The sequence below is a fragment of the Mesorhizobium sp. M1342 genome, from assembly GCF_040317955.1.
Lineage (GTDB): Bacteria > Pseudomonadota > Alphaproteobacteria > Rhizobiales > Rhizobiaceae > Mesorhizobium.
On record NZ_JAMYLI010000021.1, the window covers coordinates 22,135 to 39,901 of the forward strand.

The 17,767-nt window shown below is 59.6% G+C and carries 14 protein-coding genes; 7 read left to right on the forward strand and 7 right to left on the reverse strand.

The window, feature by feature from the left end; genetic code table 11:
- Window positions 1–41 precede the first annotated feature (41 nt).
- Window positions 42–230, reverse strand: a complete 189-nt coding sequence (locus NKH06_RS21535; RefSeq protein ID WP_127289235.1) for a hypothetical protein — start codon at window positions 228–230, stop codon at window positions 42–44.
- A gap of 51 nt (window positions 231–281) precedes the next feature.
- Here NKH06_RS21535 and NKH06_RS21540 point away from each other — a divergent pair, with 51 nt between their 5' ends.
- Window positions 282–1,793, forward strand: a complete 1,512-nt coding sequence (locus NKH06_RS21540) for a leucyl aminopeptidase (RefSeq protein ID WP_352893988.1) — start codon at window positions 282–284, stop codon at window positions 1,791–1,793.
- Between the two features lie 28 nt (window positions 1,794–1,821).
- Window positions 1,822–2,271, forward strand: a complete 450-nt coding sequence (locus NKH06_RS21545; RefSeq protein ID WP_127412341.1) for a DNA polymerase III subunit chi — start codon at window positions 1,822–1,824, stop codon at window positions 2,269–2,271.
- Window positions 2,272–2,362: 91 nt separating this feature from the next.
- On the opposite strand, the gene NKH06_RS21550 is transcribed toward NKH06_RS21545, so the two are convergent.
- Together NKH06_RS21550 and NKH06_RS21555 are read right to left on the reverse strand one after the other, a co-directional pair.
- The gene (locus tag NKH06_RS21550; protein ID WP_031213743.1) at window positions 2,363–2,881 is read right to left on the reverse strand and encodes a DUF995 domain-containing protein; all 519 of its coding nucleotides are present in this window, start codon (window positions 2,879–2,881) and stop codon (window positions 2,363–2,365) included.
- Between the two features lie 174 nt (window positions 2,882–3,055).
- Window positions 3,056–3,979 carry a glycoside hydrolase family 26 protein gene (locus NKH06_RS21555; RefSeq protein ID WP_128305696.1) on the reverse strand — a complete coding sequence of 308 codons (924 nt, stop codon included), beginning with the start codon at window positions 3,977–3,979 and terminating at the stop codon, window positions 3,056–3,058.
- 625 nt (window positions 3,980–4,604) lie between these two features.
- Between NKH06_RS21555 and NKH06_RS21560 the strand changes: the two genes are divergently transcribed.
- The 3 genes from NKH06_RS21560 (at window position 4,605) to NKH06_RS21570 (ending at window position 10,018) form a co-directional block, all read left to right on the forward strand.
- Window positions 4,605–6,491, forward strand: coding sequence for a glycosyltransferase family 2 protein (locus tag NKH06_RS21560; protein WP_128305681.1), 1,887 nt, complete (start codon window positions 4,605–4,607; stop codon window positions 6,489–6,491).
- 227 nt (window positions 6,492–6,718) lie between these two features.
- Window positions 6,719–9,160, forward strand: coding sequence for a sulfatase-like hydrolase/transferase (locus tag NKH06_RS21565; RefSeq protein ID WP_352893913.1), 2,442 nt, complete (start codon window positions 6,719–6,721; stop codon window positions 9,158–9,160).
- 351 nt (window positions 9,161–9,511) lie between these two features.
- Complete coding sequence (locus tag NKH06_RS21570; RefSeq protein WP_352893915.1) at window positions 9,512–10,018, forward strand: hypothetical protein; 507 nt, start codon at window positions 9,512–9,514, stop codon at window positions 10,016–10,018.
- 258 nt (window positions 10,019–10,276) lie between these two features.
- On the opposite strand, the gene NKH06_RS21575 is transcribed toward NKH06_RS21570, so the two are convergent.
- Entirely contained in the window at window positions 10,277–11,278 is a 1,002-nt protein-coding gene (locus NKH06_RS21575) for a glycosyltransferase family 2 protein (RefSeq protein ID WP_352442209.1), read from the reverse strand.
- A 44-nt stretch (window positions 11,279–11,322) separates the two neighbouring features.
- Window positions 11,323–12,252 carry a lysylphosphatidylglycerol synthase domain-containing protein gene (locus NKH06_RS21580; protein WP_502897937.1) on the reverse strand — a complete coding sequence of 310 codons (930 nt, stop codon included), beginning with the start codon at window positions 12,250–12,252 and terminating at the stop codon, window positions 11,323–11,325.
- 544 nt (window positions 12,253–12,796) lie between these two features.
- On the opposite strand from NKH06_RS21580, the gene NKH06_RS21585 reads away from it, so the two are divergent.
- A complete protein-coding gene (locus NKH06_RS21585) occupies window positions 12,797–13,273 on the forward strand; it encodes a DUF995 domain-containing protein (RefSeq protein WP_352442186.1) in 477 nt (158 codons plus the stop codon).
- Window positions 13,274–13,963: 690 nt separating this feature from the next.
- On the opposite strand, the gene galE is transcribed toward NKH06_RS21585, so the two are convergent.
- Window positions 13,964–15,043: a UDP-glucose 4-epimerase GalE gene (gene galE / locus NKH06_RS21590; protein ID WP_352442187.1), complete on the reverse strand. Its 1,080-nt coding sequence runs from the start codon at window positions 15,041–15,043 to the stop codon at window positions 13,964–13,966.
- Entirely contained in the window at window positions 15,040–16,077 is a 1,038-nt protein-coding gene (locus NKH06_RS21595) for a UDP-glucuronic acid decarboxylase family protein (protein WP_352442188.1), read from the reverse strand. Before NKH06_RS21595 ends, galE begins: the two co-directional genes overlap by 4 nt.
- Window positions 16,078–17,129: 1,052 nt before the next feature.
- Between NKH06_RS21595 and NKH06_RS21600 the strand changes: the two genes are divergently transcribed.
- Window positions 17,130–17,735 carry a hypothetical protein gene (locus tag NKH06_RS21600; RefSeq protein ID WP_352442189.1) on the forward strand — a complete coding sequence of 202 codons (606 nt, stop codon included), beginning with the start codon at window positions 17,130–17,132 and terminating at the stop codon, window positions 17,733–17,735.
- Window positions 17,736–17,767: the final 32 nt, after the last annotated feature.

Below are 17,767 nucleotides of genomic sequence, written 5' to 3' on the forward strand. Positions count from 1 at the left end.
CAACTGGCTCATCAGATGGTCTATCCGGGTTCTGTCCCACATCACGCCCCCCGGCTGGGCGGAGTGTCGGCGGGAATGGATAAGAAAGGGCGAACATCGATGGTTAACAACAGGTTGCGGCAAAAAGCGGGGCCGTGCCGCGACGAATCGTCATCGATTCCATAGGTCATATGGGATGCCAATTCGGCAAAGTCTTGCCAAATGCCGGAAAACGACCAAATGTCGCGCATCGTTTCGAACCGCTTCCCCAAAAGTCGCGCATTCCCTGAAAGCAGGACATGATGAATCAAAGACCGTCGATCGCCTTCGCCAAATTTTCCGGGTCCCAGAGCGCGGTGAACAAGAAGGGCACGGTCTTCGTGCTCGCGGCGGATGAGGGCGGCCTGAGCGACGTCGCCAAGGCCGGTGATCCCGGCAAGACACTGGAGCGGGCCTTTCCCGTGGCTGAGTTCACGGGCAAGTTCGCCAGCACGGTGGAAGTTCTGGCGCCGCAGGGAGCGTCGCTCGACAGACTGGTGGCGATAGGCGCCGGCAAGATATCGGGACTGGACGAATATGCGTGGCTGAAGCTTGGCGGCACCGTTGCCGCGTCGCTGCGCAAGGCGACCGAAGTAGCGGTGGTCCTCGATGTGGCCGGCGCCTCGCCGAGTGGGAAGGACGCGGCAAACCTTGCCGCGGGCATTCTCCTGCGCAGCTATTCCTTCGATAAGTACAAGACCAAGAAGGACAAGGACGACAGCAAGGCAGAGCCGAAGAAGCCAGTCAAGGTGACCATCCACACCGCCGATCCGGCCGCTGCGAAGAAGGCCTTCGCCGATGCCGAAGCGGTGATCGACGGCGTCCTACTGGCGCGCGACCTTGTCAACGAACCGGCAAACGTGCTTGGGCCGGTCGAGTTCGCTGCCCGCGCCAAGGAACTCGAGGCGCTAGGCGTCAAGGTCGAGATATTGGCTGAGAAGGAAATGAAGAAGCTCGGCATGGGCTCGCTGCTTGGTGTCGCGCAAGGCTCGCCGCGCGGCGCCCGCATGGCGATCATGCAGTGGAACGGCGGCAAGCCGAAGGACAGCCCGATCGCCTTCGTCGGCAAGGGCGTCACTTTCGACACCGGCGGCAATTCCATAAAGCCGGCATCGGGCATGGAGGATATGAAGGGCGACATGGGCGGCGCCGCCGCCGTTACCGGCCTGATGCATGCGCTGGCGGCCCGCAAGGCGAAAGCCAATGTCGTCGGTATCATCGGACTGGTCGAAAATGCCGTCGACGGTCATGCCCAGCGTCCCGGTGATATCGTCACTTCGATGTCGGGCCAGACCATCGAGGTGCTCAATACCGACGCCGAGGGCCGCCTCGTGCTGGCCGATGCGTTGTGGTACTGCAACGACCGCTTCCAGCCGAAATTCATGGTCAATCTGGCGACGCTGACCGGCGCCATCATGGTGGCGCTCGGCCAACATTATGCCGGCCTGTTTTCCAACAATGACGAACTGGCCGAAAAGTTGGCGGCGGCGGGGCAGGCGACGCAGGAACGGCTGTGGCGCATGCCGCTGGGGGCCGAATACGACAAGCTGATCGATTCCAAGAACGCCGACATGAAGAACATCGGCGGCCGTTTTGGCGGCGCCACCATCGCGGCGCAGTTTCTGCAGCGGTTCGTCAAGGACACGCCATGGGCCCATCTCGACATTGCCGGCACGGCGATGGGGGCGCCGTCGAACGAGATCAACCAGTCCTGGGGTTCCGGTTTCGGCGTCAGGCTGCTCGACCGGCTGGTGCGCGACAATTATGAGCAGTGAACGGGTTCAATCACTATAGGCTGAAGCGATGGCCGACGTCCTGTTCTACCACCTGACCGAATCGACGCTGGAGGATGCGCTGCCAGGCCTCCTGGAGCGCAGCATCGACCGTGGCTGGCGCGCCGTGGTGCAGACAGGCACCGAGGAACGCCGCGATGCGCTCGACCAGCATCTTTGGACCTTCCGGGACGATTCGTTCCTGGCGCACGCGACCGATCGTGAGGCTCATCCCGGCGAACAGCCGATTCTGTTGACCACCGGCGACAGCAATCCCAACGACGCAAAGATAAGGTTCCTGGTCGACGGCGCGGTGCCGCCTGACCTTGGCGGCTACGAGCGCGCCGTGTTCCTGTTCGATGGCCACGATGCCGCCCAGCTCGAGGCGGCGCGAGGGCACTGGAAGGTGATGAAGAGCGCTGGCCACGCCGTCACCTATTGGCAACAGACGCCAGATCGCCGCTGGGAGCGCAAGGCTTAAGGCAGGTCGCCTGAACGTGACTGAGGCAGGTCGCTGACCGTTCAGTCGACCCGCTTTTGGACCAGTGCCCTGTCCCGGATGAAAGTCTCTACTACTTTGCCTTGATCCGGCTCTGTTTGCGGCTGACGTAGTCGCCGTGTTTCAATTTCATGAACGCGTCCGCAAGGTTGCGGTGCGAACTCCTGAATACGTACCATTCTCCATCTGGAACCCGGCGCTGGTAGAGAATCCTGCCTGCCTGGCGATGTTCGAAACAGGAAAGAGCGTTGGAGTCGCCTCCGGCTCCGTGCCATTTTGCGCGGAAGCACAGCTTGCCTCCTCCGGGAATGAACCAGATGCCGTCACCGTAGCCCAGCTTGCGCGCCTTGTCCGAGGTCCAGGCACTGAACTGACGGCGCTGGACGGCAAAATATCCGGCACCCTCCCGACCCCAGAGCCACGAGCGGTTCTGGTACATCTGGTAGATGCCTTTGTCCGGCACCACCTCTGCCCGCATGGCCTGTTCGGCGATTTTCGTCGCCGTCTTGGCTGTTGCGGGAATCTGGAAAGCAAACAGACCAATGGAACAGGCAAGTGCCGTTCCGATACAATTGCCCAGTACTCGTTTCACAACCCCTACCCCTACTGTTACGCCACGCCCAGTTTATGAGAACGCTTGAGATGATTTCAGGTGAATCCTGAAATCTGAATCCGCCACTAAATCAAAGAGATGGAGCATGGTGCCTGGACAGATGGTGCCCCGTTTGTCCGAAAAGCCGCTTTCTCACTTTTTCAGTATCATGCTCTAGGGCAAGACATGCTGGGTCACCCTCCAGTCGGGCAGACCATAGCCGCCCAGCCACGGCCACACTTCCTTCTGGTTGAAGTAGACGACCGAAGTCAGAGCCGGGAACTCCGCGTAGGATTTGCGGGAATCTTCCTGCCATTTCGAGACATAGTCCTGCTTTCCGACATAGCCGAGTTCCGCAACGACGATCGGCTTGTTGAACACCGCAACGCGGTCATAGCCGGGCTTCAGCAGTTCAGCGAAGGTGCGGTCACGACCGGTCTCGTCACCGTCTTTTTTCTGCAGACCGAACACCGACAGGCCGATGACGTCGACATAGTCGTCGCCGGGGTAGTATTTTTCCAAACCCTCTTCGCCTTTGGGCGACCACATGTACTTGGCGGCGGGGGCAGCCTTGCGGCAGATGTCGACTTCGCGCTTGTAAGCGGAGATCCAGTCCTTGGGAGCCCAGTTGGCCCAGGTGAAGCGGCCGTTCTTGTCTTCCATTTCCTGAGCCCAGCGAATGGTCACCGGGCTCTTCATCTGTCCCACCAGGCCGCAGATTGCCTGCATGTTGGCATCATATTTGCCGCTCAAAATGCCGTCGCGCAATTCGGGCGGGGTGATGCGCCAGTCCTTGGACCATGTCCACGGCTCAATCGTGATCAGAAGCGAACGGCCGCGCTGCAGCGCATAAGCGTCGGCAAGCGGCAGCGTCGACAGATCGACGTCTTCCCAGGGCAGGAACAGCTCTTCGATGCTGGCGCTCTTGTCGGTGCTGAAGTCCCCGTAGGGATCATAGGAACCGAACGCCGACGCAGCGCTGCTCGTCTGAACGGGGTCGGTCGCGGTTACGGAGCCGGCCCCTCCTGCAGTAGGGAAGGCGGCGCTTCCGCCCAATACCAGCGCGATTGCAAGTGCCTTTGCCGCGGAGTGTGTCATCATAGATTCTCCCATGGCCTCGACTTCTCGCGGAAGTTAAGGCTTCGCCCGTGCGCATCGATGCCTGATCGATACGGCTACCCAAAAAACCTATCGGCTCCATTGGCGGAATCTGCGGGATTTCGGAGCGATCATTGGCGGTTGTGCGAACCTTCGCACGAAGCCCACCCAAAATTACTTCTCAAGGCGCCAACACAGAAGGAGCCGTCGAGAGAGTTTCGCCGCGATACTCACAAATTCGCGTCAATATTCCGATATATCATCCCTGTCTAATTTAAGAGCCGGGCGGACCAAAGAGTCAAGCGCAATTAATGGTTGCTTAACCATGATGTTCGCAACATGGTTAACGCTGCCTTGGGCGCTTCTTCCTGCGGACAGCCTCGGCCCCTTCGACGGATTCTCCGACGCTGAAACTTTTGCCGGCTGTGATTGCAGTGCTGGTCGGGGGAGGCGTCCACGGAATTACCCTCCCGATTCAAGATGTTAAGTTAACCAATTCGCAAGAAGTATAGTTAACCAACACTTAATTTAGTTGACTCTAAGACACCCAAGTGGATTCTAAGGGCGGGTTTTCAAGGCGCGTCTGCCGTCGTTCGGCTGATGCTCGGGTGGCGGCGGTACGTGTATGAGTGTTTCCGCGGACGTGGGGATCATCAGCGGCAAGACCATGCCGAAACGGGGGCGTGGGGCGGCTCCGGGGAAGGCGGCGGAGAAGCCTCCTTTTCTGGTGCCGGTGCTGTCGGCCACCCAGCGGCGGATCTGGAGGCTGGGACTTGCCTGCTGGTCGGTAACGTTCGGATTTTTCTGGTTCTGGTGGCTGCAGCCCGGGCACATCGAACATGTCATTCCATACATGCTGGCGACATTGACGCTCGTATGGCTGACGTTCATGCCGATGTATTTTCTCTTGAACGTGCATGCGATGAAAAAGCCGTCCAGTCTTCACACGATCCCGGAACGTTCGCGGGTCGCGATGGTGGTGACCAAGGCTCCGTCCGAACCGTTTTCGGTGGTTGCGCGAACGCTCGAAGCGATGCTGGCGCAGGACTGTCCGCATGATACCTGGCTGGCCGACGAGGACCCGTCAGAGGAAACGATTGCCTGGTGCGATGCCCATAACGTCATGATTTCGACGCGGCGCGGGCGGGAAGATTATCACCGCAAGGTGTGGCCCCGCCGGACGCGCTGCAAAGAGGGAAACCTGGCGTTCTTCTACGACCACTATGGTTATGAGCGCTACCACTTCGTCGCTCAGATGGATGCGGACCACGTCCCGACACCAACCTATCTCAGGGAAATCCTGGTCGCCTTTGCCGACCCGGCGGTTGGCTATGTATCGGCGCCGAGCATATGCGACAACAATGCCGCTGAAAGCTGGTCGGCACGCGGCCGGCTGTTCCCGGAAGGGATGTTCCACGGACCCTTGCAGTCCGGCCATACGGGCGACGGAACGCCGCTCTGCATCGGCTCGCACTATGCCGTGAGAACCGCAGCGCTCAAGCAGGTCGGCGGCCTTGGCCCGGAACTGGCCGAAGATCACTCGACGTCCATGCTGTTCATTGCGGCTGGTTGGCGCGGTGTGCATGCCATAGACGCCATTGCCCATGGCGATGGCCCGCAGACCTTTGCCGATCTTGTCACGCAGGAGTTCCAGTGGTCGCGGAGCCTGATGACGATCATGCTCGAATACTCGCCGATATACCTTTCCAAGCTATCGCCACGGCTGAAATTCCAGTTCCTGTTTCGCCAGCTCTGGTATCCGCTTTTCGCCGTGTTTTCGCTTGTCATGTACGTCATGCCTATGTACGCGCTTCTGACGGGGAAGAGCTTCGCCAATGTGACGTATGTTGATTTCCTTTTATACTATGCTCCGAACTCTATTTCCCTGATTATGCTGGTGATGTTGCTGAAGGCATTCGACCTGTCGCGCCCGCTCACTGCCAGGACGATCAGTTGGGAGGGAATGTTGTTCTCATTCTTCGCGCGTTGGCCGTGGGTGCTGGCGGGCACGCTGTCGTCGATCCGTGATTATGTGACCAAGTCGTTCGTGGATTTTCGTGTTACCCCCAAGGGCAGTGGCCCGAAAAATCTGCTGCCTGCCCGCGTCATCGTTCCGTATGTGGCACTTGCAATCGGAGCTTCGCTGCCGGTCCTTCTAGTGGACCGCGCGTCGGATGCCACCGGCTTCTACTGGTTCGCTGCCTTCAATGCGTTCGTCTACGGGCTGCTTGTGGTCGTAATCATCACCAGGCACCTGGCGGAGAACAGAATTTCGTTGCGGCGCAATGTTGCGAAACTCGCCTTGCAGGCCTCGCTCGCTGGCATTGCGCTCTTCGTCCCGGGCGCTGCGTTTTATGACCGCGGCCTGGAAGGCATATATGGGCTCCAGCAGGGAGCAGGCAGTGTGCGCATCGTCAGCGTGGCCTACCCGGTTTCCGGAGCCGGGCGTGGTGGGAGCGGAACCCGCACATTCCATCTTGACCCCGCCTGGGATCGGCCAATCGTCAGATAGTCTGGAAGAGCCTGGCGCCCGCCAACTCAGGAATTGCCATGACAAAACACCCAAGGCACAGGCATTTCTCGACCCCAGGGGTGGAAGCGGTGGCTAATTCGAGATCTGTCGGTTCGCCGGGCGAGTGAACCTGGCACTTGGAAAATGGCAGCGGCTTTGAGATTGCAACGTAGCATCAGGCCCTTTGCTCTTTCGGTTGTCATCGCGGTTATGCACGGAACGGTCAGATGGAATTGAAGACACAGCCCGGTTCACAAGGTTCCAAGCGCTTCCTCCGCGCAGGCCTGCTGATCGCTTGCACCGGGTTTTTCTCCTGGGTGCTTCTGGGTGTCTACCGCGGCTTCATCATCGATCCCCAATCGACGCTCCAGGGTCGCTTGGCCTCTATCCCCAGCGGGATAGCGTCAAGCTACCACGATCTGATTTTCATTTCGTCGCTGACCGCAGCAGCCCTGCTCCTGCTTTTCCTGGCAAAGGCCAGCCGCCTCTTCGGCGTCGTCGTGGTCATCACTTTCTATCTCGCCATCCTGATTTCGCTATGTTGGGGGTTTGCCAACATCAATCTCGTCAAAATGCTGAGCGAGCCGTTTACTTTCCAGTGGTTGATCTATGGCGACTTCCTGCAGAATGCCGACGCCAAGAACGCCATAGGTGACGCGCTCAACCCAAGGGATTTCGCATTCTCGTCGTTGTCCATAGTTCTGGCGCTGGTCTTGGGTTATGCGACAGCAGGGCTGTGCGTGCGGCTGGCGGGAACTGCTCGAGCGGTATTGCTGGGGACGCTTTTCCTGTGCGTCGGTGCTGGACTGGTCGGCACCGGGTACCATGTTCGGGCGACGGCCTTGCCAGAGGCAAAGGTTGCCAACCCTATCGTGTACTTTGTTGAATCGGCTCTGTTCAGTCCGACCCCCGTCGTTTTCGCCGTGAATACCGGGGTGGACGTTGACGTCGCCAGCGTTGGGGAACGTCCGGCGGAGACGTCCAGCTTCAAGGTGCAATCACCAAATCCGATAAAGAACGTGCTGGTTTTCATGATGGAATCGGTGCCATCCCGATACGTCGAGACGTTTGGTGGAAAGTATCCTGTTACACCAAACATAAAGAGCTACTCAAGTGACTCGATACGCTTCGACAATATATATGCGCACACTCCCTCTACAAACTATTCGATATTTTCGCTGTTCAGCTCGATGTACAATGACATATCTTACTATGGAATGACCGCGAGCCATCCGGATCTGCCGCTGAGTTCAATATCCAACACTCTGACCGCAAGCGGCTTTCGCACCGGATTTTTCTGGAGTGCGGATTCACGGTTCCAGCGCGTGGATGAGTTTCTGCTCAACAAGGGGCTTGATGTCATTCAGGACTACCGCGGGCAGAAATGCGATATTCCCACATTCAAGCTCAGTTCCAAGGAATGGAAGAATTTCGACTACAACAGCGATCTCTGTACCGCTCAATCCGTCATCAACTGGGTGAATGAGGATGCCGAAAATCCCTTCTTCGCGGTGATGTTTACGGCGATGACCCATTACCCGTATCTCATCGACAGCCCGCTGTTTACGGCGATGAAAGAGACCCCCGACCTCTCTGACGGCTCGAAAGTTCACTATTCCGATGACGAGAAGTTCAACGCCTACCTCAACGCGCTGAAGGTCGGCGACCAGGCGCTGGGACAGATCCTCGATTCACTCAAGCGGTCCGGCAAACTCGATTCGACGCTTGTGGTCATACTCGGCGACCACGGTGAAGCGTTTGGAGAGCATGGGAACTACGTTCATGCCAGTGCTCTCTACGAAGAAAATATCCATATCCCGCTTATCATGATCAACAAGCAGCTTTTCCATGATGACGTCGCACATGCTGTCGGTGGGATTATCGACATAGCCCCGACCATCCTCGATATACTCGGCCTTCCGCTTCCAAAATCCTGGCAGGGTCACAGCTTGTTCAGCGAGCAGCGGCCGAACAAGACATTCTTCTTCATTCCCTGGAGCGGTTTCCAATTCGGCTACCGCGAAGATGATCGAAAGGTCATCTTCAACGCGACCACCGGCAGCATCGAGGCGTATGACCTCAAGACGGATCCTACGGAAAAGGTCAACCTCATCAAGGCCGGCACCGGCGATCGCACCGCCATCCTGCAGCCGATCGCGGGATGGGTACAGTCGCAGAAGCGCCGCGTTGCCGATATGATCGCCGATGCGACGAAAGACGCGGCGCGTTGCAGCATTGCCAGCCTCGAGATCGACGCGGCCGGTACCAGCTTCGAGGGTTCCCCTCGGCTCGACGTGCTTGTCGACGGAAAGCCGGTTGGACAGGCGGACGTCCTGGGGACGGAAAGCACGGCGATCACAGCAGAATCGATCGTCGCGGAGTTGAAGGCAGCGTCCGCTCATACCGTACCATTTCGCTTCAATCTAAGCGCCGTGCCCAATCCGCGGAAAATCGAACTCCGCTATGCCAACGACTTGTGGGCGGGGCAGGGCAAGGCTGGCGATCGCAACCTGTTCGTCAAGAATATCAAGATAGACGGCCGAGTGGTGCCGAAGAGCAAGCTGCATGTCGACAACAAGACTGTAGGGTTCATCGATGACAGCGGGACCAGCATGTTCAACAGCGGCTCGCTGTGGGTCAGCGGTCCATTTGTCGAGGGGTGCATATAGCGGCATAGGCACTCTGGAGCGGGCCGCCACATCCAGCCACTTCCGGCGATAAGGATCGCCAGCCCTTTTTGTCGGCTGGAGAGAGCCTGGGGCAGTCGGCCCTGCCAGCGCCGGTTGCGGCGCTGAGCGTTTTATACATCGCAACATCCCTGACAGCCCGAGCGCCGGCTTCTGTTTGCCGCGGGCGCGAGTCCGTCGCGTATGCCGGTGTGCCGTTTGGCAAGGCTCCGTCTGCCAGCCGATCCGACAATCGAATTTCCTTCAAATTCGAGCGAAGAGTGAAAGGCTGCGTTCATTATGACGTTTGCACGAATTTTAATAAGTCTCTTCTAATATGACGGAACGATGTGGATGGAAAACGACCACTCACGAGCGATTAGAAAACGACGGATTCGAAGTATATTCTTTGCTTTCAATCACGTTGCATTACAGGGCAGGGAGCAGATGATGAGACAATTTATGGAAAATCTGACCGGCAGAAAATATGCCTATGCTGTTGCTGCAATCGCATTGGCCTCGATGGTGTCAGGCTGCCAGACGACGGACACGACCAAGACCAGCTCAATCAACGGACGGATCGTTGATCAAGGTTTTGGCACGAAGGTCCAGCACGTCAAGAAGCTCGATCGCGTCGGAAAGAAGGTTCTCTACCGCAAGCCGCTCGCACAGACGACCATGGTGACGCGTACGAGGGAGGAGACCTATGCGGCCTTCGTGCGGCCGCAGCGGGTCGGCAGGCCGGCGATGGTGAAGGTCTCCTACAGCCCGGGCAATGGCGGCCCGTTCCTCGGTCATTCGCCTTGGATTTGTGGCCCGAGCGGTTTCGGCCAGCGCGCCAGCTGCCGTTCGCGCTACTAGACCATCGGACCCAAAAGTGGCGGCGCGATTTGAATGAAGGATCCGCCGCTCTTGTCTTCGCCGGGGGCGCGAGTCGAGGGCGAGGGGTTGGCGCAGGATTGCGCCTTGCCTCGCCCTCAGGCCGCCATTCCCGGCGTCGACGAACCCTGCCGGTCCACTGTCGGCCTTGAAACCAAAATCCCACCCAGCAAGCTGTTGATGAAGCCACCGCTCCGGTCAGCGCTGTGGGCGCGGAGCTTCCATGGCGTTCCGATCAAGTCACGATGGCCGGCTGGGGCGGAGCCAGCCGTCATTGTCACCGGGCGCCGGCTGTGGCCGCGCGACATAGGCCGATGCTCCATTCGCTTCGTGATAGACTCGTGCCAGCATTTCAGCCAGCACGCCCGACGTCACCATCTGCACCCCGGCGATGAGCAGGAAGAAGCCGGTGAACAGCATCGGGCGTGTTCCGATGTCCTCGGCGAAAAGCAGCTTCAGGCAAAGCAGGTAGGCAAGGATCAGCGAACCCAGCGCGCCAAGCACGATGCCGATGCCGCCGAAGAAGTGCCCGGGCCGTGTGCGATAGCGCATGAAGAAATACATGAACACCAGATCGAGCACGACCCTGAAGGTGCGCGAAATGCCGTATTTGGACTGGCCGTGGATGCGGGCATGGTGCGTCACCACCTCCTGCGCGATGCGTCTGGGTGTCGTCACCGTGGCCAGCCATGCCGGGATGAAGCGGTGCATCTCGCCATAGAGCTTGACGCTGCGGATGACGTTGCCGCGATAGACCTTCAGGCTGCAGCCATAGTCCTTGAGGCGCACCCCGGTGACGCGCGCGATCAGCGCGTTGGCAATGCGCGAGGGCAGCCTGCGCATGAAAAACCCTTCCTGGCGATCCTTGCGCCAGCCGACCACCAGGTCGAGATCCTCGCTCAACAGGCGGTAGACCATACGCGGAATGTCGAAGGGATCATTTTGCAGGTCGCCGTCGATCGTGGCGATGACGTCGCCGCGCGCCGCGTCGATGCCGGCCTGCATCGCGGCGGTCTGCTTGTAGTTGCGCACCAGCTCGACCGCATGCACATGCGGGCCGTAATGCGCCGCCAGGCGCCTGATCTCGCTCACCGTCGCGTCGGTACTGCCGTCATCGACCAGCACGACCTCCCATGGCTGCTCGTAGCGTTCCATAGCCTGGTGAATCCGTGCCAGCAGTGGCTCGACGTTTTCGGCTTCGTTGTACATGGGTACGACGATGGACAGTGTATGGTCCGGCATCACCGTGCCGTCAGGCAGTCCCGAAGCAGGGATGGGCAATACGCTCATAGGGATGGTTTCCTTGCAGGGCCGACGGCCGGGTTCCCCGGCAGCGTCGATTTCGAGGGAAACAGCCAGGCGATCGCACCCGTGGCGATTGCCGAGCAGAAGATGAACAGATGCAGTGCCAGCGCTGCCTGAAGGCCGCTCTTCATGGCAATGCCGGAGGTGAGCAGCGCCGCCGCTGCACCCGCCTCGTAGGTGCCGAAGCCGGCAACGCCTTGCACCGGCAGTATGGCGGCGCCTTCGGCCCCGACGACGCCTGGAAAGGCGGTCGAAAAGGATGTCCCCAGCAGCATTGCCAGCAACCATCCCTGTACGGTGAGCTTCAGCGACCAATTGGCGATCGTCCACCACCAGCCATAGCGCGATCGGCCGGTCGCCTCGGTGAAGACATCGCGCAGCCTGCCGAGTTTCGCCACGATCTTGCCGCGGCCTGCCCAGTCATGCGGCGCCCGCGCCCAGCGCGGCAGATACCAGGCGGCAGCGACCACCGCCGCCACGCCCGCGATCCTTGTCGCCGGATGCAGGCCCGGCCACACCACCAGGGCCAGCACGCCGACGACGAAGGCATCCTGCAGTCTGAACCACAGAAGCGAGGCGCTGGCGCGCATGATAGGTATGCCGAAGACCTGGCGCAGGAGCAGGGGAAAGGCCGTCTCGCCGCCGCGAAAGGGCACGACGTTGATCATTGCATTGTGGATCAGGATGATCCGCAGGCAGGCACCGAAACGGCCATGCACCTCGTCGCGGAACTCGTCGCAGACGCGCAGCGCGCGCAGCACGTAGGTGACGAACAGCGCAAGCGCCACCGCCGCGAAAGCGCCGGGCGTGATGCTCGCGAAAGCATCGCCCACCATCTTCCAGCGCGAGTCGCTGACGACCCACGCCAGCAGGGCCAGGCTCACGATTATTGAGGCAGCTCGTTTCAACAATTCAACAATTCCTGCGCAGGCTTGCGCTATCGGATTCCGTCGGCCGCGGCGTGCTGTATCTCAAAATCCACAGCATTGGTAGCGGCCCAAGCCTTTCCGATCGATCGCATTGCCTGGCTTGCGAGCGCGCATCCGCGCAACTTCAGGCGGCCGCTGAACCTCCGGCATCGGCCTGCTTTCCGACCCGACTATGGCCTCGGTTTCATCGATGGCTGCTGATTAGGTCGGCCGGCTGTCCGGATCCATAAGCCCGATGCGCAATCGCGATGTTGCCGTCTTGATGGACAATGCGCGTGTCGCGAATAGTTGTTGCCCGCGTGCTTTGCGGCGGTTGACACCGCCTTTCTCACGACTGTTAAATGGTTCGCGTGGCCGTCAAAGTGCTGACGCAGCCGCCTTGGACCGAATAGACATGCGAGTGCCAACTATGCCGACAGCTTTGATCAGATCGCTGCCGCTTGATGTCGGCCGTCGGCATCGCAAGGGGCCTCGGCGGTGTGCAAGTCTCAAGCAACTTGTGCTGCTCCTAGCTCTTTGCGGTCAGGTGGCTGTTTCGGGAGCGGCGCACGCGGCCGCCGCCAACGACAAAAGCACGGCGGAAGCCGGTACCGCCGCTGTTCCGACTGCTTACGAACTACAGCTTCTGTATGCCGGCCGCACATGGATATGGAAGGACGGAGCAGCTTATTTCGCGCGGGACAATCGACACCTCAGGGCCTGGACGTCCGGGCAGGGCACGGCAACCGTCGCGGAGGGCAGATGGCTGGTGACCAAGGACGGCAAGATGTGCATGGAGCTCGCCTGGCGATCGAAGAGCTACACCGGCGAGCCGCACCGCACCTGCTACAGCCATCGCATTCAGGGCCGGAACATCGAGCAACGCAAGGATCCGGACGGGGAATGGTACGGTTTCAAGCGATCTCCCGAGGATCCTTCCGACGAATACAAGAAATTCGAAGCAGGCGACACCAAGGGCGCGCAGTTCGAAGAGACCCGCAAGCTGGTCGATGCCAAGAAGTAGGCCATGCTTCCAGCCACGCTGAGCCAGTGGCCTGGCTGTTCTTGCCGTGCGCCTGTCGCGGAACCCGCGAATCGCCTATGGTTAAGCCTTAAGCGGCTCGGCAGGCGCGGTCGGCGCGCCGATCGCATCTAGTCGCATTCAATTGCATCAGCCAGACGACGAGACGATGGCCTGCCATACGGTTTTGATGAAATTTAATAATTAGTGATATCTAATATAACGTGTGATGTGCGAGTGGTCACTCATGCGGCGTGAAAGCGGCCCAAGTATAGTATGTCGCAACGCGCCCTTGGCTTATACTTGATAGCAAGGGACAGAGGATGAGAAATTCCGCGAGCGTATTTTGCTCAAGCAAAAATGTCGTATCTATTGCCGCGGCCGTAGCGTTGAGCTCTATGGTTGCAGGTTGTCAAGGTATGGACGCAACTGAAACCGGTTCGGTCCTTATCAGGCCCATAGTCCACCCGGTCCGCAGTCAGTCCGCGGTCCAGCCCGTGCAGGCCACATTTCTCGTGCGCTCGCTCCGTGCCGACCATCCGATCCAGATGACAAGCACAATAGCAACTGAAAGTGCCTACGCCTTTGCACCACCGCAACGGATCAAAGCCAGCACGCCGGCGCCGGTGAAAATCTCGTTCAATCCGGGCGATGGCAGCACGTTCTCGGGCGGCTCGCCTTATATCTGCAGCCCTAGCGGATTTGGCCAGCGCGCGAGCTGTCACCCCCGCTATCTCTGACTCGTCGAGCGACGACCGACGCTGCCACCCTGGCTGGCGGCAGTTTCATTGGCTTGGTCTTCAGTCCGAAAAAGGGAGCGGCCGTCCTGACAATGGTGTCGATGTCTGAAAGCTCCGGCACAAAGCCAAGATGTTCGCGTGCGCTTCCCGGATCGGCGTAGAGCTCCGCCGGATCCCCAGGGCGTCGGCTCCTGAGCACTGCCGGAACCGGCCTCGACGTCATTCGGCCGACCGCCTTGACGATCTCCTTGATGGAGATGCCCCGCCCGGTGCCGAGATTGACCGCAAGACTTCGCCCGCCACCCTCGAGATAGATGAGCGCTTTCAGGTGAGCGCGGGCCAGATCGGTGACGTGGATATAATCCCTTACGCAGGTGCCGTCCGACGTGTCGTAGTCGGTGCCGAAAACCTCGATCGCGTCGATGATGCCCGATGCGGCCATGAGCACTCTGGGAACCAGATGGGTTTCCGGCGAATGCCACTCACCGAGCTCGCCGTCGGGATCGGCGCCACAAGCGTTGAAATAGCGCAGGATCGCAAATTTCATTCCATACGCCGATGCATAGTCGCCGATGATCTGTTCACCCATCAGCTTGGAGCGCCCGTAGGGGCTGATCGGATTTTGCGAGGAGGTCTCGCGAACGGGCAACGCTTCCGGCACGCCGTAGGTCGCACAACTGCTGGAGAAGATGATGTTTTCGATCGAACTCGCGCGTGCGGCATCGAGCACCGCGATGGTGCCTGTCACATTGGTCGAATAATATTCGGCCGGCTCGCGAACGGACTCTCCGACATAGGCCAGCGCCGCAAAATGGATCACGGCCGTCGGCCGGTACGTTTCCATAGCCCGCCGCAGTGCATCCTGATCCCGGATATCGCCGACGACAAGCGGACCCCAGCCGACGGATCTCTCATTGCCGCGGCTCAGATTGTCGAAAACCACCGGCATGTAGCCGGCGGCGGCCAGCTGCTTGCAGGTGTGACTGCCGATGAAACCGGCTCCACCCGTCACCAGGACTGCCGGCCGGCTCATGAAGCGGCAGCTCCTCTGGCGATGTGGCTTCCGTAAAGCAGGGCATCAAAATACTCGACGGTACGCGCGAGCCCCTGGCTCAAGCTGATTTTCGGCTCCCAGCCGAGATTGGCCTTGGCAAAGGAGATGTCCGGCTTGCGCTGCCTGGGATCGTCGACGGGCAGCGGCCGATGCACGATCTTCGATCGGGCGTTGGTGTAATCGACGACCAGCGTCGCCAGTTCCATGATGGTGAATTCGGCAGGGTTGCCGAGATTGACCGGGTGGGCGGGCGCGCTCGGCGCGTTCATCAGTCGGATAAAGCCCTCGATCAGATCGTCGGCATAGCAGAAAGAGCGCGTCTGTTGGCCGCTGCCATAGACGGTCAGGTCCTCGCCGCGCAGCGCCTGGACGATGAAGTTCGAAACCACACGCCCATCGTCGGGCTGCATGCGGCGACCATAGGTGTTGAAAATGCGGGCGACACGGATATCGAGGCCATAGGTCCTCGAATAATCGAAGAACAGGGTTTCGGCCGAGCGCTTGCCTTCATCGTAGCAGGAACGCGGTCCGTGCGTGTTGACGTTGCCGAAGTAGCTCTCGGGCTGTGGGTGCACGAAGGGATCGCCATAGACTTCGGATGTAGAGGCCTGGAATATCTTGGCCTTGTTCTGTCGCGCGAGTTCCAGAAGGTTCAGCGATCCAAGCACGCTTGTCTTGAAGGTGTGGATCGGGTCTGCCTGGTAGTGCGGCGGAGAGGCGGGGCAGGCGAGATTGTAGATCTCGTCGCATTGAAGATCCGAAGGCAATGCATCGACGATGTCGTGCTCGATGCAACTGAAGCGCGGATTATGCAGAAGGGTATTGAGATTGTATCTTTTGCCGGTGTGGAAATTGTCCAGCGCGACAACGTCGTATCCGTCCCGCAAAAGACGTTCGCACAGATGCGATCCTAAAAATCCCGCTCCTCCGGCGACAAGGGCGCGTGGTCGGCTTTGGTTGGCGCCCCTTTGGCTGCCGGATTCCAGTTTCAGAACCTTGACAAGCTTACTCATGCTTTCCTCATACGCACCGCACACGCTACCGCCGGGCCGGGACAAAGCATCGCCCGGCCACGTTCCTCAGAACGTGGCAAACCTCCGCATCTGCGGAACCGCCATCACTGATGTGCGTCAATTGTTCTTTGGCTTTCGCGAAGCTGGTGCGACTACACAACCTCCGTGCTGCCACTCAGCATTCTCTGCGCCCCGAAATCGCGATTACACGCTCGGTGTCACCATCGTCGATTGCTCGCCCAAATTGCACATCCCAACGCATCGAAAATATACCTGTGGAAATCATAGTCAACTAAATTAGATGTTTCTTAACCATATCTGTTTGCGAATGGTTAATCACGGGCCGGCATCGGCCCCGAGCTGAACCGGGAGATGTCCAGAGCAGTTCCTCATTTTGAATCAGCGTATTGGGTCGGTCGCTGGCCGTCGGCGCCACACGCTGTTTGTTATGTCGAATCAGCGCTTGGCAGCCAAGATCGCCATGAATGAGGGGTTGCGCAATTCAGGGCGAGGTCGGGATGGATCCAGCCGAAAGTGGATTTAACGACCCAAGCGACGGGAAAATTTCAGATAGCAACGAGATTGCTGCCCGAAACCGCTCGGAGTGCAAATATAAATTCCAGGGCGCGAATATTCATACCATAGGGCTTGAACTATCGGAGGCACGCCGCAGCTGGCTATAGTGGGAAGAAGGGCAAGGGCTAAAGCTTTGTAAGCAAATTCATTCACAGGAACGAATTTTGACTTCATCCTCTTTTGGTGCCGCTGTTCATGATCTTTGCGCATCAAAGCCTCTGGTTCGCAAGGCGCGCCGATGGCCCATTTCGCCGAAAAGCGCATGCGCGTGTTCATTTCATAGTGGAGGAGAGGCCACTTCGGCAACGAATTTTAAGCGCATAGGTAGAACTCCGCACTGGCGCGCGGCCACGCCGCCACCGGGTTGTTACTTGCGCACGTCTAACTCGATCGCCTGGGGTGGCGACCCGGCTGGCCATCGCCTTTTGATCGTTGGGGCGCTATTGGCAAGGTCACGATGGAATGTGGTGATGTGAATGCGCTTTCTGTTTGTCCTGATCCTGCTCGTCGGCGCCGGCATCGGTGTCGTCTATCCCTGGGCGATGAGCAACTTCTCCGGCCATCAGATCGGCACCTGGCGGGTCTATGAGCAGGGCCGCTTCAAGCCGCTGACGGTGCCGCTCTCCGGCCGCGACGCGCCGGTGCGGGTGCTGGTCGACCTGACCGCAAGAGCAGAGCGCATCGTCTCGCAGCAGCGCACCGTGCTGACGCTGACCGCTGCAAGCAATGGCCGCACGGTGCTCGCCTCGACGCTGCAGTTCAACCATTCCGACAATCCTCGCCAGGCCAGCCCGCAACTGCCCGACAAGATCTTTCGCGACGAGGCCGGCGTGATCGCGACCGTCAGCCCGGGTCCCTACATCTTCACCGTCGGACCGGGTGATGCCGACGACATACCGATGCGGGCGGTCGATCTCATCCTGCGCTCCGGCGCCGGCGAGATCGACAGCCGTGCACGGCCGGTCGGCTTCGCGCTGATGGCGATCGGCCTGATCGGGTTCTTGCTGACTTTGCGCACTCGTGGCGGCCGGCCGGAAAATCCCAACTCGCAGCCGCCACCGCCGCGCTGGGGCAGGGGCTGATGCATGTCGCCCAAAAGTGTGCAGCGGTTTGG

Bases quoted from the DNA above. Each gene is read 5' to 3' on its own strand.
- NKH06_RS21535 (WP_127289235.1), bottom strand. From the start codon at position 230: ATGCGCGACATTTGGTCGTTTTCCGGCATTTGGCAAGACTTTGCCGAA.
- NKH06_RS21540 (WP_352893988.1), top strand. From the start codon at position 282: ATGAATCAAAGACCGTCGATCGCCTTCGCCAAATTTTCCGGGTCCCAG.
- NKH06_RS21545 (WP_127412341.1), top strand. From the start codon at position 1,822: ATGGCCGACGTCCTGTTCTACCACCTGACCGAATCGACGCTGGAGGAT.
- NKH06_RS21555 (WP_128305696.1), bottom strand. From the start codon at position 3,979: ATGACACACTCCGCGGCAAAGGCACTTGCAATCGCGCTGGTATTGGGC.
- NKH06_RS21560 (WP_128305681.1), top strand. From the start codon at position 4,605: ATGAGTGTTTCCGCGGACGTGGGGATCATCAGCGGCAAGACCATGCCG.
- NKH06_RS21565 (WP_352893913.1), top strand. From the start codon at position 6,719: ATGGAATTGAAGACACAGCCCGGTTCACAAGGTTCCAAGCGCTTCCTC.
- NKH06_RS21570 (WP_352893915.1), top strand. From the start codon at position 9,512: ATGGAAAACGACCACTCACGAGCGATTAGAAAACGACGGATTCGAAGT.
- NKH06_RS21575 (WP_352442209.1), bottom strand. From the start codon at position 11,278: ATGCCGGACCATACACTGTCCATCGTCGTACCCATGTACAACGAAGCC.
- galE (WP_352442187.1), bottom strand. From the start codon at position 15,043: ATGAGCCGGCCGGCAGTCCTGGTGACGGGTGGAGCCGGTTTCATCGGC.
- NKH06_RS21595 (WP_352442188.1), bottom strand. From the start codon at position 16,077: ATGAGTAAGCTTGTCAAGGTTCTGAAACTGGAATCCGGCAGCCAAAGG.
- NKH06_RS21600 (WP_352442189.1), top strand. From the start codon at position 17,130: ATGCGCTTTCTGTTTGTCCTGATCCTGCTCGTCGGCGCCGGCATCGGT.